13 protein-coding genes are annotated in these 17,075 nt (G+C 50.3%); 9 read left to right on the top strand and 4 right to left on the bottom strand.

Annotation, left to right across the window (positions count from 1 at the left end; translation table 11 throughout):
• The first annotated feature begins 10 nt into the window (after positions 1-10).
• Positions 11-1,729 (top strand): ABC transporter ATP-binding protein, encoded by a 1,719-nt coding sequence (locus H583_RS0110930; protein ID WP_028560504.1) that lies wholly within the window; start codon positions 11-13, stop codon positions 1,727-1,729.
• Positions 1,730-1,828: 99 nt separating this feature from the next.
• On the opposite strand, the gene H583_RS0110925 is transcribed toward H583_RS0110930, so the two are convergent.
• Positions 1,829-2,413, bottom strand: coding sequence for a TetR/AcrR family transcriptional regulator (locus H583_RS0110925; protein ID WP_028560503.1), 585 nt, complete (start codon positions 2,411-2,413; stop codon positions 1,829-1,831).
• Between the two features lie 380 nt (positions 2,414-2,793).
• Between H583_RS0110925 and H583_RS0110920 the strand changes: the two genes are divergently transcribed.
• Positions 2,794-3,903, top strand: a complete 1,110-nt coding sequence (locus H583_RS0110920; protein WP_028560502.1) for an NADH:flavin oxidoreductase — start codon at positions 2,794-2,796, stop codon at positions 3,901-3,903.
• Positions 3,904-4,019: 116 nt separating this feature from the next.
• Here H583_RS0110920 and H583_RS0110915 read toward each other — a convergent pair whose 3' ends face one another.
• The 3 genes from H583_RS0110915 to H583_RS0110905 form a co-directional block, all read right to left on the bottom strand.
• Positions 4,020-4,991, bottom strand: a complete 972-nt coding sequence (locus H583_RS0110915; RefSeq protein ID WP_028560501.1) for an aldo/keto reductase — start codon at positions 4,989-4,991, stop codon at positions 4,020-4,022.
• A 307-nt stretch (positions 4,992-5,298) separates the two neighbouring features.
• Positions 5,299-5,721: a DUF4259 domain-containing protein gene (locus tag H583_RS0110910; protein WP_028560500.1), complete on the bottom strand. Its 423-nt coding sequence runs from the start codon at positions 5,719-5,721 to the stop codon at positions 5,299-5,301.
• Positions 5,722-5,871: 150 nt separating this feature from the next.
• On the bottom strand, positions 5,872-6,255 hold the full coding sequence (locus H583_RS0110905) for a PadR family transcriptional regulator (protein ID WP_028560499.1): 384 nt from the start codon (positions 6,253-6,255) through the stop codon (positions 5,872-5,874).
• A 578-nt stretch (positions 6,256-6,833) separates the two neighbouring features.
• Here H583_RS0110905 and H583_RS0110895 point away from each other — a divergent pair.
• The 7 genes from H583_RS0110895 (at position 6,834) to H583_RS0110865 (ending at position 17,060) form a co-directional block, all read left to right on the top strand.
• Positions 6,834-9,029 carry a discoidin domain-containing protein gene (locus tag H583_RS0110895; RefSeq protein ID WP_028560497.1) on the top strand — a complete coding sequence of 732 codons (2,196 nt, stop codon included), beginning with the start codon at positions 6,834-6,836 and terminating at the stop codon, positions 9,027-9,029.
• Positions 9,030-9,459: 430 nt separating this feature from the next.
• On the top strand, positions 9,460-10,602 hold the full coding sequence (locus H583_RS0110890) for a collagen-like domain-containing protein (protein ID WP_342663521.1): 1,143 nt from the start codon (positions 9,460-9,462) through the stop codon (positions 10,600-10,602).
• Between the two features lie 528 nt (positions 10,603-11,130).
• Positions 11,131-12,888 (top strand): CocE/NonD family hydrolase, encoded by a 1,758-nt coding sequence (locus tag H583_RS32580; protein WP_051236305.1) that lies wholly within the window; start codon positions 11,131-11,133, stop codon positions 12,886-12,888.
• Positions 12,885-13,598, top strand: a complete 714-nt coding sequence (locus H583_RS0110880; protein ID WP_036709233.1) for an HAD family hydrolase — start codon at positions 12,885-12,887, stop codon at positions 13,596-13,598. Before H583_RS32580 ends, H583_RS0110880 begins: the two co-directional genes overlap by 4 nt.
• On the top strand, positions 13,595-15,205 hold the full coding sequence (locus H583_RS0110875) for an ABC transporter substrate-binding protein (RefSeq protein WP_028560494.1): 1,611 nt from the start codon (positions 13,595-13,597) through the stop codon (positions 15,203-15,205). Before H583_RS0110880 ends, H583_RS0110875 begins: the two co-directional genes overlap by 4 nt.
• Before the next feature lie 40 nt (positions 15,206-15,245).
• Positions 15,246-16,178: an ABC transporter permease gene (locus tag H583_RS0110870; protein WP_028560493.1), complete on the top strand. Its 933-nt coding sequence runs from the start codon at positions 15,246-15,248 to the stop codon at positions 16,176-16,178.
• A gap of 72 nt (positions 16,179-16,250) precedes the next feature.
• Positions 16,251-17,060: an ABC transporter permease gene (locus H583_RS0110865; RefSeq protein WP_028560492.1), complete on the top strand. Its 810-nt coding sequence runs from the start codon at positions 16,251-16,253 to the stop codon at positions 17,058-17,060.
• Positions 17,061-17,075: the final 15 nt, after the last annotated feature.

Genomic DNA, 17,075 nt, shown 5'->3' with positions numbered 1-17,075 from the left:
CCAGTAAGGCATGCTTCGTAGATTTTTTTCGTATTACCGTCCTTATAAAGGATTATTTGTGCTCGATTTTACCTGTGCAGTTATCGCAGGATTGCTCGAGCTCGCTTTTCCGCTTGCTGTGAGAGGATTTATTGATGATTTGCTGCCAAGCGGCAACTGGCGGGTGATTGTGATTGCAGGCATCGGGCTGCTTGCCGTATATGCACTCAATACCCTGCTGAACTATGTCGTCACGTATTGGGGACATATGCTGGGGATCAATATTGAGACGGATATGAGGAGGAAAGTGTTTGACCACCTCCAGAAGCTGTCGTTCCGGTTCTTTGATAACAACAAGACCGGGCATCTCGTCGGCCGGGTAACGAATGACCTTAATGAGATCGGAGAGGTGGCGCACCACGGGCCGGAGGACGTGTTCATTGCGGTGATGACGCTTGTCGGTTCGTTCTCCGTAATGGCTTACATCAATTTGGAGCTGGCGCTGCTGACCTTCGTTATCATTCCAATTATGGCCTGGCTGATCATTGTGTTCGGAGGCAAAATGACGGAAACCTACCGCCGTCTGTTCGGCAATGTGGGCAGCTTCAATGCCCGTATTGAAGAAAATGTTGGGGGTATCCGCGTCGTTCAATCTTTTGCTAACGAAGAGCATGAGAAAAAGCTGTTTGCCAAAGATAATCAGAATTTCCGGGAAACCAAACTGATGGCCTACAAGACGATGGCGAGAAGCTTGTCGATCAACTATATGCTCATGCGGTTCATTACCGTATTCGTTATGATCTGCGGAGCATGGTTCTTTATTAACGGCAAGCTTGAGCTTGGGGATTTCTTGGCATTCCTGCTGCTGTCCAATGTCTTCTTCCGTCCGATTGAAAAAATAAATGCGGTTATTGAGAGCTATCCAAAAGGAATCGCAGGCTTCAAACGGTATATTGAGCTGCTGGATACCGAGCCGGATATTGCAGATGCCAAGGATGCGGTTGAAGCCAAAACGCTTAAAGGCGACATCCGCTTTGATAATGTAACATTCGGTTACGAGGCAGGCAGGGACATATTGAAAGGCATCAACTTATCCATTCGTGCGGGTGAGACAGTTGCCTTTGTGGGGCCGTCAGGAGCGGGGAAAACAACGATCTGCAGCCTGCTTCCGCGGTTCTATGATGTGAATGAAGGCAGTATTACCGTAGATGGCAAGGATATTCGCAACTTGCAACTGCATTCTTTGCGCAGAAATATCGGAATTGTGCAGCAGGATGTATTCCTGTTCGCTGGTACAATCAGGGAAAACATCGCTTATGGCGATCTAAAAGCTACGGACGAGCAGATCTGGGAGGCTGCACGGCGTGCCTCGCTGGTGGACATGATCAACCAGCTTCCGGAAGGGATGAATACGATTATCGGTGAGCGCGGCGTCAAGCTCTCGGGTGGACAGAAGCAGCGCATGGCGATCGCGCGCATGTTCCTGAAGAACCCGCCGATTCTGATTCTGGACGAGGCTACCTCGGCCCTTGATACGGAGACAGAAGCGATGATTCAGCAATCGTTGTCCGAGCTGGCAAAGGGCAGAACAACGCTCGTTATTGCCCACCGTCTGGCGACAATTAAAAATGCGGACCGTATTATCGTTGTTAATGAGAACGGCATTGCAGAGCAAGGCAGTCATCAGGAACTTATTGCTTCCGGCGGCATATACAGCCGGTTACATCATGCGCAATATCAATATAGCTGAGCCTTTACAGTAAAATGCCAAGCTAAAGCAAAAGCTGTCCCGGAATCGTTCCGGGGCAGCTTTTTTAGCTGAAAACAGCAGTTCGGCATATAGCTTGAATTAGTCCAGAAATGACAGGGCTACTTTGCAAATGTCCTCAAGCGCCTTGCGGTTAGTGGTCGTTTTGGCTATCGCATAGAGTCCAAGTCTGGTGCCGGCAAGAAATCTCGCCAGCTCGCGCAGCGTGAGGCTGCTATTGATTTGTCCTTCGTTCTGTGCCCGCTCCAGCAAATGATAGAAGCTCTTCTCTACATCCAGATTAAAGGCTTCAATACGGCTCGCCACATTGGGATCGGAAGCACCGAGATCCATCGCTGTGTTGGCCATAAAGCATCCTCTTTGCCCGTTATTGTCTTCCATGGCCCAGTCAATAGTCCGCTCGAAAAAGAGCTTTAATATTTCCTTTGGGTTGCCGGGGGCAGCCAATATCCCAAATACAGAATCATATTTATTCAGACGGAACCAGTCCAGACAAGCCAAAAACAATTGATTTTTATCCCCGAATGTATCGTATAAGCTGCCCCTGTGAACATTCGTTTGTTCGACCAGGTTGGCAATTGAGGTGCGTTCGTATCCTTTTTCCCAGAACAGTTCAGCCGCTTTTTGCAGCGCAACCTCCTGATCAAATTCTCTTGGTCTGGCCATATGCGTCTTTCACATCCTTTTTCACAATTCGGTTTAAGAACGATCAGTAAGCAATAATTCTATAAAAGTTATTGTTGCCTGTCAAGCTGTTAGGCTGGAATAATCCGCCCGGAACGAGGGAATAAAACAGGTATGGATTTCAGGTCACCGGAAATGAAAAAAAATACTTGACTGAACGTTCTTGAATGGGGTATAGTCTTGCTAGAAAGTTCAAGGCGGTCTCGTCGTTCCAGTTTAAGAATGGATATTCTTGAATAGATACATGATGCTGTGACAATTGATCGCAGAGGCTAAAACGAAACGGTTCCAGATTTAGATCTTACATTTTGCTTACCCTTGATATGGGGGTGCAAAGCATCATAATACAAGGAGGCATACTTATGAAAACGACACAAACTGTTCAAGCCGTAGCATCACTATTTCAGCCATTTGCAAGCGATAAGCTCAGCACCGGGAACCGGATTGTCATGGCTCCAATGACCAGAAGCTTCTCTCCGGAGGGCGTACCGGGGCCGGATGTTGCAGCCTATTACCGCCGCCGCGCTGCAAACGGCACCGGATTAATTATTACGGAAGGCACCACCATTAACCACCCTGCGGCATCAGGAATGACAAGTATTCCGACGATTCATGGTGAAGCAGCCTTGAATGGCTGGGCGCAAGTGGTAAAGGAGGTCCATGAAGCGGGAGGGAAGATTATCCCTCAAATCTGGCATTTCGGAACGTCGAGGAAGCCGGGTGAGTCTGTGCCGAATCCGGAGGTGGCTTCAATCGGGCCTTCCGGGCTGGATGAAACCGGAACGAAGACAGGTGAAGCGATGACGGAAGCGGATATTGCAGCGGTTGTGCAGGCCTTTGCCGAGGCAGCAGCCGATGCCAAGCGGGTCGGATTCGACGGAGTGGAGCTGCACGGGGCTCACGGCTATCTGATTGACCAGTTTTTCTGGGAGGTGACCAACCAGCGGACGGACCGTTATGGCGGTGATCTCGCAGCGCGGACACAATTTGCAGTTGAAGTCATTGAGGCCGTTCGCAAGGCTGTCGGACCTGATTTTCCAATTAGTCTGCGTATTTCCCAGTTCAAGCTGGATGCGTACACAGCCAAGCTTGCCACAACACCAGAGGAGCTGGAGCAATTCCTGGCGCCGCTGGTCAAGGCCGGTGTCGATATTTTCCACTGCTCATCCCGCCGGTTTTGGGAGCCGGAGTTTGAAGGATCGCCATTAAGCTTTGCAGGCTGGGTGAAAAAGCTGACAGGCAAGCCGGTAATTACTGTAGGGTCCGTTGGTCTTAATGTGGATATGACGGGAGCGTATAGCGAGGATTCCAAACTGGAGACCTTGGCAGAGAAGCTGGACAGCAATGAAATTGACCTTGTAGCTGTAGGACGTGCATTGCTGGCTGATCCGGAATGGGCGGAGAAAATCCGCACCGGACGGGAAGGGGAGGCGGTTCCTTTTTCCAGGGAGGTCGCAGCAACGCTTTATTAATAATGATGAAGAGATGTGCTGTATGACAGTAGGGCATACTCTGTGAGCAAAACAAAACCGGCTGTACTTCGTCCTGTATGACGGAAGCAGCCGGTTTTGTTTTGTGCAACGTTTGCTTAAGGCAAACGATATACCGCGAACGGCTTGCCATAGCGGAACGGCTCGCTGACCGCGTCTAATTTATCCTTCTGCTCCTGTTTCAGCACCAGTCCTGTGCTTTTTAGATTATCCTCCAGCTGATCCGGACGGGTAGCGCCGACAATAACCGTCGAGACAGCAGGGCGGTCCATCAGCCAGGCAAGCGAAAGTGCGCTAGGTGTTGTACCGTATTCCTCAGCCAGTCTGCTCACTTGTTGTCCAAGCTGAATCGCCGGTTCTTCAAGGAAACGGTTGAAGCTTGGATCTGTGCTTGCTCTGGAGGCAGCCGGGATGTCCCCATGACTGTACTTTCCGCTCAAGATGCCGCCAGCCAGCGGGAAGTATGGTATGATGCCAAGCCCCTGATCCAGACACAATGGAACAAGCTCTTGTTCAATCGTGCGATCAGCCAGAGAGTAGCTGTTTTGGGTCGAGGTGTAGCGGATAAATCCTTTGTGATCGCTAATGCCAAGAGCCTTCATCAGCTCCCAGGCCGCATAGTTGGAAGCGCCGATATACCGTACCTTGCCTGCGCTTACCATATCATCGAGTGTACGCAAGGTTTCCTCCAACGGAGTATACGGGTCAAAGGTATGAATTTGATACAGATCGACGTAATCAGTTTTCAAGCGGCGCAGGCTGTTTTCCAGCTCCTGCTGCAGGTGAAAGCGCGAAGAACCGCGGTCATTCGGCCCTTGTCCATTGATTAACCCTGCCTTGGTTGTCAGGACAGCGCTCTGCCGACGGCCACTTAACGCTTCGCCGATGATTCGCTCCGACTCTGAGCCTGCATAAATATTGGCGGTATCGATAAAATTAATGCCGCTGTCCATCGCCTGATGAATAATTCGGATGGAGATCTCCTCGTCTGCTCTTTTCCCGAAGGCGTTTGTTCCAAGCCCCAAAACGGAAACTTTCATCCCACATGTGCCAAGCTGACGATATTCCATACTAATCGACTCCTTTTGTTGATTTTATATTGCAAAACATTCACTTCCAAAAGTGTACTATACATTGGACGGATGAGGCCAGACAGCCGGTTGCCAAATAGGATAAGGACAGGTATGCGGATCATAATCATATGACCGCTCAACAACTGGCCTATTTAAATGAAATGAGGCGGCAGCTTGAACAGGAACAATCCTTATTTGGATTTACACTGGTATAGACCCGCAAGGTGTCATTGTCGTATTCAAGCTGAAAAAATGGAAAAACGCAGCCGCTGAGGGCTGCGTTCTTTGTATAATTCAAAGTTATCTATAGCCGCTGCGACAAAGTGCGAATTACATGATCCAGATGTGCAAGCCACTCCGGATCTTCATCCCACAATTCATAGAGCTCCCGGTCCCCGCCTTTGTTATCCCGAACCTGCTGAACCAGCTGTCTTAACTCAAGGAGGTTTTCCGTGTCCCAGACAATCTCCTTCAGGCCGCTTAATTTCTCATATTTTGTCTTGCCGTTTTCGATATAGGCACATACAATTTCAGCCAGGGCGATGGCCGTCTGATCATAAAGGAAATCCTCTTCTTCCGGGTCCTCAGAGAGAAATCCGAGCCCCCGGTAATGATAGAACAGATCCTTTAAGTGGACAGTTTGCCGGTCCGCCGGATATTCAATTAATACATCAAGAATATCAAGCCCTTCATCACTTTCGAGTGCTGTTTTTCCCCATGATCCCATTGTAAGTTCTCACCTTCCTTGTTGTGATTCTACCATTTTAGCATAGATTAACAGGGATATGATGGGATTATGAGTGGTTCTTAATCTTCCGTCATGATGGGCTTACTGGCGAAATGCGGCACCGGCGCTTGTCGTCAAAGAGACTGCGAGCTACACCTGATGCTTCTTCATCGTATTCTCAAACAGCTTGTACACCTTGAGCGCCAGGGCGACACGCTCGGGCAGATCACGCTGAAGCTGCCTGAAGTATTCGAGGCCGGAATCCGTAATTTCATAATACCGGTTGTAACGGTTGTCATCGTCCCACTGGCTTGTAGCATGGCCTTTCTCTGCGAGCTTCTTCAACCGCTGTGCGAGATAGGAGTCGTTGACGCCAACACCCTGGAGCGCCAGCGTGATAACACGGTCCAGCTGCTTTCCGTACCGACGGCCATTTTGCAGTTCGGCCAGGACAATAAAATCAATGACATGCTGAACCTTGACTACATGGCCAAGCGAGTTTTCCTTCTCAATATGTGCTTCCGTATCTCTCATTTGCCGCAGCTCCTTCCAACGCATGTTCTAATTTCACGTAAAACACATCATCTGAAGTTCATTATAGCATAAAATGGTCAATTTGCGTGATATAATCATACGTGTTTGCACGCATTTAATGATGTAAAATAGTTGTGCTCCCTTGATTCTATATCTGAATGAGTCACATTCTCCGGTACTTTGTTCACCATCAACTTCGCTTTTAAAAGGAGAGAGGGCAGATCCTTAAATTTCCAAATCCCACACCTGATGCCCCTGAAATAAATCCCGGTCCAGAGACATATTTTGATTGTAAACGATTAACATATTCGCTATAGTTAGTGTATACCCGCCTAATTTATTCCTTCACTATATACACGCCATATATCCCCTGCAATGCATTCATACACATATGAATTTCCCAAAAACCGATAAAGGCCAATCTCCATATAATCAGAAAGGGAGGTGATACAAGAAAAAAGAATGCGCTTTCATAAAGAATGTTTTGTATGGAGCCGGGAGCGGAATTTGGAACAGCTTCACTTGACACAAACATTTAATGGGAGACCCTGCTGATCTGATTAAGGAGGGATAATTGTATGTTGAAGAAGATGGTCATGTCGATGATTGTTCTGGCAGTTGCCGCAAGTCTGGGTCCGCTGCAACCGGCCAAGGTAGAGGCAGGCCCTGCAAGCAGCGCCAATGCTACTATTTTCGGCCCGAATGTCTATGTCTTCGATCCGTCCACGCCGGTAACGGAGATCCAGTCGGTTACCGCCTCCGTATTCGCGGAGCAAGAATCCAATGAATTCAGCAGTTCCAGGTATGCGTTTCTGTTTAAGCCGGGGACCTATAATGTCAATTTTAACGTTGGATTTTATACCCATGCAGCAGGCATCGGGCAAAACCCGGGGGATGTGAACATTAACGGCGGTTTGAATGTCAACGCGGATTGGGATAATGGCAATGCCACGCGCAATTTCTGGCGGTCAATTGAGAATCTTACGATTAACCCTGCCAGCGGTACGACGCAAATTGCTGTATCACAGGCCGCTCCGCTTCGCCGGTTGCACATCAAAGGCGATCTTCATTTGTTTGATTTTGATAACAACTGGAATGCCGGATGGGCGAGCGGCGGTTTCCTGGCTGACTCTGTCGTAGACAAAGCTGTTGTACCGGCTTCTCAGCAGCAGTTCTTCTCACGCAACAGCCAGTGGGCGAACTGGACAAATGGCGTATGGAATATGGTCTTTGTCGGCACCCATAATGCGCCTTCGGGACAATTCCCTGATCCGCCTTATACAGTGGTTGAGCAAACTCCAATCATCCGGGAGAAGCCGTATTTGCTTGTAAGCGCTTCCGGACAATATGAAGTGTTCGTGCCGTCTCTGCAAGCCAATACGAAAGGAATCAGTTGGGCAAACGGCGCAACACCAGGGCAGTCGATTTCAATTGATCAATTCTATATTGCCCGTTCAGATACTTCGACGGCTGCAAGCATAAATGCGGCACTGGCTCAGGGCAAGCATCTGTTGTTCACGCCGGGAATTTATGCGCTGAATGATACGATCCGCATCACCAACCCGAATACGGTCGTTCTGGGCATCGGATTTCCTACTTTAGTACCTGTGACCGGGCAAGCTGCTATGACGGTTGCAGATGTAGACGGTGTAAAGGTGGCCGGCATCATGATTGATGCAGGTCCTGTCAATTCGGAAGTATTGCTGGAAGTAGGGCCGTCAGGCAGCAGTGCCAATCATGCCGGAAATCCGATCTCCCTGCACGATATTACGATCCGGACAGGGGGCGCTACAGTTGGCCGGAATGATGTCGCACTCCGTATTAACAGCAATCATGTCATCGGCGATCATTTCTGGCTGTGGCGTGCAGATCATGGGGCAGGGGCAGGTTGGAATACGAACGTCTCCAAAAATGGTCTGGTTGTGAACGGCAACGATGTGACCATCTATGGTTTATTTAACGAACACCATAACGAGTATCAGACCTTGTGGAACGGAGAGCGGGGACGCACTTACTTTTATCAGTCCGAGATTCCTTACGATGTACCGAATCAATCGTCTTGGATGAGCTCCGGTGGAACGGTGAACGGCTTTGCTTCCTATAAGGTAGCAGATACGGTTACCAGCCATGAGGCATGGGGGCTTGGCGTATATTCCTTTTTCCGGGATGCGGCCATCAAGTTGCACAGCGGCATTGAGGTTCCCAATGTACAGGGTGTGAACATTCATCATGCGACCAGCATTTGGTTGGCAGGAACAGCCGGAAGCGAAATCACTCATGTCATCAATAACCAGGGGGGAAGGGTATATGCCAATTCTCCTGCGGAGGCGATGAGGCAGACAGTCACAGAATTCACAGGTGCCGGAAATGGAGGGACTCCATTAGAGCTGGACCGGACGGGATGGAGCGCATCCTCCGATCCGTCGAGCGGAGATGTGCCTGCCAACCTGTTGGACGGCAATATGGCAACCCGATGGAGCACAGGAACGGCGATGGTGCCGGGCCAGTCGTTGACAATTGATATGAAGGCGGTTCGCAGCTTCAACAGGTTAGTGATGGATTCAACCGGGAGCAATGATGATTACGCACGCGGCTATGAAATCTATGTATCGAATGACGGAGCCAACTGGGGATCATCGATAGCATCAGGCACTGGCAGCGAACCTGTTATTACGGCAAGTTTTGGCGGGCAAAATGCAAGGTATATTAAGGTGGTGCAAACAGGCTCTGCCTCCAACTGGTGGTCTGTCCGTGAATTAAAAGTCTATCAATAGAGCATGCCTGAGACGTTGTCACTGACAAACTGAACTTGAACATCAGCTGCAACTTATGAGCAGCAGTCCGGAGCCGGTATTTCACCGGACCCGGGCTGTTTGTATGAGTGGTTAACATTCTTTATTTGTAGAGGTAAGATGTCTTAAATCGTTTGAAAAAGCTAATTTTACTTGTCCAGCACTTCCCGGATGTTGGTAACTGGAGTACAAAAAAGACCTAAAATATGATTTTGCTTGACGCAGTGAAAGTTGTGTTGTCTTGATTTTAAATGAGGTAATCACAACTGAAAGAGTGTTGGGGTTTGAAATATAACACTACCCTGCCATTAACCCAATTTTTGGAAAATGGTTTTTAGTCTACCTAATAGCCGGCTATTAGTCCATGCCTAAAATATGCGACTCACGTATACTTAACCATCTGTATAGGGAGGTGTCGTTGTTGAGTTGTGTGGAAAGAAAAAAACGATGTAAGAAAAAAATCGTAATTGTGTGCCCTCCAAAAGGAAAAAAAAAGAAACGTCGTCGGGTTATTAAAAAAATAGTTGGGGCACCGTGTCCTCCGCCTAAAAGACAGCAATTACTTCAAGAACTTGCGGGAGCAATTGCAGAAGCTGGACCCCAAGGACTTGCAGGCGCACTTGGACCTCAGGGACTTGCAGGTCTTGTAGGAGCAATTGGCGCACTTGGACCCCAAGGACTTGTAGGCGCACTTGGGCCTCAAGGAATTGCAGGTCTTGTAGGAGCAATTGGCGCACTTGGACCCCAAGGACTTGCAGGAGCACTTGGGCCTCAGGGACTTGCAGGGCTTGTAGGAGCAATTGGCGCACTTGGACCTGAAGGACTTGCAGGAGCACTTGGGCCCCAAGGACTTGCTGGACTTGCAGGAGCGATTGGAGAGATTGGACCCCAAGGACTTGCAGGCGCACTTGGACCAGCCGGTCTAGCAGGAATTGCAGGAGCAATTGGCGCAGCTGGGCTGGCAGGACCAGCAGGACCAGCAGGACCAGCAGGACCAGCAGGACCAGCAGGACCAGCAGGATCAGCAGGACCAGCAGGACCGGCAGGAACAACGGGTTCAGCGGGACCCGCAGGGCCGGCAGGGCCAGCAGGAGCAACGGGTTCAGCGGGACCCGCAGGGCCGGCAGGTGGAGTATTAGGCTTTGCAGATTTTTTTGCCTTGATGCCTCCTAATAACGCAGCAACTGTTGCTCCCAACACGGACGTAAGTTTTCCACAAGATGGTCCAATCAGCGGGACTGTAATTACCCGTGTAAATGCGAGCTCATTTAACTTGTCTACAATTGGCACTTATCAGGTTTTGTTTCAGGTAAGTGTAAACGAACCGGGTCAACTCATTTTGACACTCAATAGCGCTGATCTGGCTTATACGGTGGTTGGGCGTGCAACAGGTACTTCTCAAATAGTAGGAATGGCTCTTGTGCAAACAACGGTCATTAATTCAGTACTTACAGTTCGAAATCCAGCTGGCAATGCCGCGGCACTCACGATCACTCCATTAGCCGGAGGAACAAGGCCAGTTTCCGCACACCTTGTTATTACGAAGATTGCATAGAGGGAAAGAAGTAGCAATCACCGCCGACAGGCGAACAGGACCGGAATCCTGAAATGAGCAAGGGATCAGGCGCTTTCGACGCGGCCGCCGGACGCGCCAGACGGAAAGGTTAAAATCAGGCTTTATTTTCATCTAACACAATAGCCGCTATATAAGGTCGACCGGAGCAATGAATTATTCTGTTTCTTGTATGTATAGGACCTTGCCATGAACTATATTCAAGGGAACATTGTGAACGAAATTCTTAGCCTGTAAAAAAAGAGTTGACGCCTTATGAGAACAAATGGTAATATTTCTCCATAAAACCAACTAATTTAATTGGAATAGTCATATTGACCGGCTAACCGGAGATGTGCTGTGTATACAGTGCGTCTCCTTTTTTGATTTATAAGCATATGCAACCTGTGTACCACATGAAATAAATGCTTATATTTCAAGCGAAGAAGCTGCTGCCAGGGTCAAATCTTCCATGACATGACAGTCGTATTCACTTCTGCAAGCCGCATTTAAGGGGGAAAAAGATCAGCTATGGCAAGTCAGAGCAGAATCGATCAAATTCTTATTGAACGCAATGTTCCTGTCGCAATGCGGGACGGCATCACGCTGTCTGCAGATATTTACCGCCCGGACACGACAGAGCGATATCCCGTGCTGTTAATGCGCACACCTTATAACAAAGAAGATGCACAGACGATGAATTATGCCCATCCATCCTGGTATGCACGCCATGGTTATGTGGTGGTCGTGCAGGATACACGGGGCAGATGGTCATCCGAAGGGGAATTCCAGCCCTATGACCACGAAGCCGAGGACGGCTATGACACGGTCGAATGGGCAGCGGCATTGCCCTATGCGCTTCCGCGCGTGGGAATGTACGGCTTCTCTTATGTGGGGGCTGCCCAACTGCTGACCGCAGCAACGCGCCCGCCAGCGCTGAAGTGCATTGTGCCCGGCATGACCGGATCGGATGCCTATGAGGGCAAGGTATACCGCAGCGGGGCATTTGCGCTCGCATGCACGCTGTCCTGGGTACTGTTCGTCAGCCAGGACAGCGCGCTGAGGCAAGGCAGAGGCGACTGGGCCGCAGAGATTTCCGCCCGGTATGCAGCAGCACCCTCGCTCTATAAGCATCTTCCGCTGGCAGAAACCCCCGGCGTGATCGGGGAGCTTGCTCCCTATTACAAGGAATGGCTGGAGCATCCGGCACGGGATGAATACTGGCGTCAGCGCTCTATCAAGGAGCAGTATGACCAGGTTGATGTTCCTGCCCTGCACCTGGCAGGCTGGTACGATATTTTTCTCGACGGCTCGATTGAGAATTTTAACAGCCTGCGTTCCATCGCATCTGGCAGTGAGGCGAGGGAGCATCAATATTTGCTCATAGAGCCCTGGTTCCATATGCCATGGTCGCGGTATGTAGGTGAACTCGATTTTGGAACGGAGGCTGCCAACCGGGTTGATCAGCTGCAACTCCAATGGTTCGGCCGCTGGCTAAAAGGCGAGGAGGACCGCTGGGATGAGGTTACTCCTGTGCAGTATTTTCTGATGGGTGCGAACCGCTGGGAGCAGTCTCAGCAATGGCCGCCTGCCGGCCCGGTGCAGGTCCCGTATTATCTGCACAGCAAGGAGCGTGCCAACTCCATTAATGGAGACGGCAGTTTATCGCCGCAACCTCCATTGCAGGAACATCCCGATGTTTATGTCTACCATCCGTCTATTCCGGTTGCGGCTCTTGGAGGCCGGTCAGGCGCCGTACCGGATTTGACCCCTATGGGTCCGCGAAACCAGCTGCCGATTGAGATCCGCAACGATGTGCTCGTGTATACGACGGAGCCCCTGACAGAGGATACGCTTGTCGCAGGGGACATCAAGGTTGTGCTCTATGCGTCTACATCCGCAGAAGATACGGATTTTGTCGCCAAGCTTGTCGATGTTCATCCGAATGGTGCAGCTTACAATCTTGCGGAAGGCATTATACGTGCATCCTACCGGAACTCGCTGGAGAAGCAGGAGGCGGTAGAGCCTTGGAAGGTGATTCGATATGAGATTTCGCTTGGCTCAACGGCTGTTCTTTTCAAGAAAGGCCATGCGATCCGTCTGGACGTGACCAGCTCCTTATTCCCGACATTTGACCGCAACCCGAACTGCATTAAACCACCCGGGGAGGTGACCGAGGCAGATTTCAGAACAGCGACGCAGACCATATATCATCATGAACGTTACCCGTCTCACATTCTGCTGCCCGTCATTTCATCTGCAACTACATCGTATTTGGAGGAAGCATGAATAAATCGTACGCCTGGTTTGACTTGGGCTATACCCTGGTTTACTTGCCCAGAGAACAAGGATTCTATCAATATTTGCAAGAGCAGGGCATCCAGCGGGATATCGGACAAATCGAGCGGGCCTATCATCTGACAGATAAGCTGTTTATGCGCCAGTATCCCGGTGTGCTGGGCAAAGCGCAAGCGACCTTTTTTCCCTGGTATCTAGGAGTGCTGAATTACCAGCTTGGCGTTCAATTTGATCTGCATAAGCAGCATCAGCGGCTAACGGCCATTGGACGTGAGCAGGGGCAGAACTGGTGCGCCTTCCCATTCACCGTTCAGGTGCTTCAGGAGCTGAAGCGCCATTCCATCGGCATCGGGCTAATCAGCAATTGGGATAACACGGCCCGCCAGGTACTGGACGATAACGGGCTGACGGATTATTTTGACCATATTGTCATCTCATCCGAGGTGGGCGCAGAGAAGCCTTCGCGCAAAATTTTCGATTATTCCCTGCGTCAGGCAGGCATATCTCCAGCGGAAAGTGTCTATGTCGGGGACAATTACTACGACGACGTTGCGGGAAGCTCGAAGGCCGGTCTCGATTCCGTGCTCATCAACCGTTTTGGGCGGCTGGGCATTGAAGAGCTGCAGCATGAGCCAATTGTTCATTCCATTGAAGAGATTCCATCGCTTATCACAACAACCTATAGGAGGAAAAGTCTGTGAAACCAATCCATCATTCTAAAACCCCCCGTTATTTGCTCCAATTAACTATCGCTCTGCTTGTTCTTGCAGTTCTGGCAGCCTGCGCCGGGGACAATAAAGGCAATAATGGGGTGACGCCATCCGCCAATCCGCCGACAGCACCGGGTGAAGCCGACAAGAAGGATGATACACCAGCCGAGGGAGGGAGGATTGAAGGCGGCAATGCGGTTGTTATCGTTCCCCAAGACCCGGATTATCTCGATCCGCATCTGGCTGTAGCAGCCGGGACAACGGAAATTATGTTCAACGTATTTGAAGGGCTGTTGAAGCCGAATGAAAAAGGGGAGCTGTATCCTGCCATTGCTGAATCCTATGAAATCACACCAGATGGCCTTGTTTATTCATTCAAACTTCGTTCTGGCGTCAAATTCCATAACGGCAATCCGGTCAAAGCAGAGGATGTGAAATATTCCTATGACAAGCTGGCCGGTACGGACACAGGCAAACCGCTCAATAATGCCTTTGCCAGTGTTGCCGGTATTGAGGCGCCAGACGAATCAACCGTTGTGATCAAGCTCAAGGAAAATAATTCCTCTTTCCTGACCGCACTGACGGCTGCTGTTATTCCAAAGAATTACGCCGACAGCAATACGAAGCCGATCGGTACGGGGCCATTCAAGTTTAAGGAATATTTGCCTGGGCAGCGGCTGGTTGTCGAAAAAAATGAAAACTACTATGTCAGCGGAATACCTGCGCTTGATAAAGTGGAGTTCCGGATTATCCCGGATCAGGAGGCAGCATTCCTGACGCTGAAAACCGGAGAAGCAGATATCTACCCGAGAATCGGAACGGAAAAGCTGGAGGAGCTTGGCGACAGCTTCCAGGCGGTCAGCGGACCGCAAAATCTGGTTCAGGTGCTGGTGTACAATATCGCCAAAAAGCCGTTCGATGACATTCGGGTCAGGCAGGCGATTAATCATGCGATAAACAAGGATGAACTGATTCAGGGCGTTGCGATTGGCCGTGGCATTAAGATCGGATCTAACCTGAGCCCGATTATGCAGCAATATTTCCAGGAAGGGCTGGAGGATTTGCACGCGTATGATGTTGAAAAAGCGAAAACATTGCTTGCTGAGGCGGGACATGCGGACGATATTTCCATCAAACTGTCGGTTCCGTCCAACTATGCGTTTCATGTGTCCACTGCCGAGGTCATCGCACAGCAGCTCTCCAAAGTTGGCATCAAGGTGACAATTGAGCCCGTGGAATGGGCGGTATGGCTGGAACGCATCTATAAAGGCCGGGATTATGAAGCGACGATTATCGGATTTGATGGCAAGCTGAATCCTTATGATATTTTGAACAAGTATTTGTCCGATTCGCCGAACAACCTCTTTAATTACAACAGCCCCGAATTCGACAAAGCATTGAAGGCTACCGTAACGGAGGTAGATGCCGCCAAGCGTACGGAGCTGTTTAAGCAGGCGCAAACCACACTGGCCAAGGAAGCGGCTGCCGTCTACATTATGGATCCTTACTTGAACGTAGCCCTCAAGCCGAAGCTCGGAGGTTATAAGCAATATCCGCTGTATGTGCAGGATTTATCGATTGTTTATTGGACGAAGTAAGTCCATTCATTCGTAAGCTCGGGAAGGGGATGAAGGCCGCTTGTTTGTAACACGGCGAATGCTGACTCTTGTTCTTACATTATTTTTTGTCATCGTGCTGACCTTCCTGGCCTTTCGGATTATTCCCGGCAATCCGGCGCATGCGATCCTCGGGATGGAGGCATCGCCGGAGCAGGTGGCGGAGCTGGAACAGAAGCTGGGGATTGGCGGTCCGCTGCATCAACAGTTTTTTAGCTGGATTTCAGGTGTCATTCAATTTGATTTCGGACAGTCACTGCGCTTTTCTGAACCGGTGCTTGGTCTTATTGCCAGCCGGCTGCCCGTAACCTTTTCTCTGGCAATTATGTCGCTGCTCCTTACAATTATTGTTGCAGTTCCGCTTGGCATTGCCGCAGCAAGAGCGAGAGGGAAGGCTGTGGACCTGATCATTTCCATCGGCACCCAGCTTGGGCTTGCGATCCCTTCCTTCTGGTCGGGAATTATGCTTATTCTGATCTTCGGACTTCTTCTGAAATGGTTCTCAGTCAGTACCTATGTACCGTGGTCAGAAAATATATGGCTGTCTCTCAAATCACTGACGCTTCCGGCAATCGCGCTGGCTATCCCGCAAATTGCCATCGTCGTGCGTTACTTGCGTACGACGATGCTTGAGCAGATCGGCGAGGATTATGTGCGCACAGCCCGCAGCAAAGGACTGAAGAACAGTTCGGTCTACTACCGTCATGTGCTCAAAAATGCGCTGATTCCCGTTATAACAGTCGTCGGGGTTAACTTCGGTGAAATACTTGCCGGAAGTCTCGTCATCGAGCAGGTGTTCACCCTGCCAGGGATGGGGCGGCTGCTCATAACGGCAATTGGAAGCCGGGATTTTCCGCTTGTTCAGGGCATGGTGCTGCTTATTGCCCTTATTGTGATCACGGTGAATTTTATCGTCGATCTGTCATACCGGTGGCTGAATCCGAAGATCCGCTAAACGGCTTGGCAGGTGAAATTGCTGCTTGCTATCCAATTCAATCTACCTTACAAATAGGGGGCACATGTCCCGATGAAGAGAAAAGCGAAAACGACGTTATGGATTGGCATAGTGCTTGTCGCCATCCTGCTTTCGATGATGATCATCAGCTTTATCTATATTCCCCATGATGTGAATGAAATGAACATTCAAGGCCGGTTGCAGTCGCCGGGAGGCGGACATTGGTTCGGGACGGATAACTTCGGCAGGGATATTTTCAGCAGGGTGATGGAGGCATCACGGACGGCATTTGCAGTCGGCTTCGTATCGGTAGCGATCGGCCTGACCGGCGGTTTCATCATTGGCGCGTCAGCCGGGTACATTGGGCGCTGGGCTGATGAGGTGCTTATGCGCATGGTGGATGCGCTGCTGGCCTTTCCCGGCATCCTGCTTGCGCTGATCCTGGTCACAGTCTTCGAGCCTAGCCTGTTCCAGACGATGATTGCCATCGGTATTTTGTCAATTCCGAATTTTGCCCGCGTCATCCGCAGCGGATTTCTCCAGTTCAAGCAGGCTGAGTTTGTCAGGGCAGCGCGCGGACTCGGAGCAGGGCACGGAACGCTTATTTTCCGCCACATTGTGCCACATGTCATCTCACCTGTCATTGTAGCCGCATCCCTCAGTTTCTCGACTGCAATTCTCATCGAAGCGGCATTAAGCTATCTCGGGCTGGGGGTGCAGCCGCCTGATCCAAGCTGGGGCCGGATGCTGAATGAATCGCAAAGCTATATCAGCAAAGCACCCTGGTTCGCACTTGCTCCGGGAATATTCATTACGTTGACAGTGCTCGGCTTTAATTTGCTTGGAGACGGCATCCGCGACCTGCGGGACCGGCGAGCCTAAGGAGGAGATGCCCAG

The sequence above is a fragment of the Paenibacillus pinihumi DSM 23905 = JCM 16419 genome, from assembly GCF_000422505.1.
Taxonomy (GTDB): Bacteria; Bacillota; Bacilli; order Paenibacillales; family Paenibacillaceae; genus Paenibacillus_D; species Paenibacillus_D pinihumi.
Note: the sequence above shows the minus strand (reverse complement) of the source record. Positions and strands in the feature narration are given on the sequence as shown.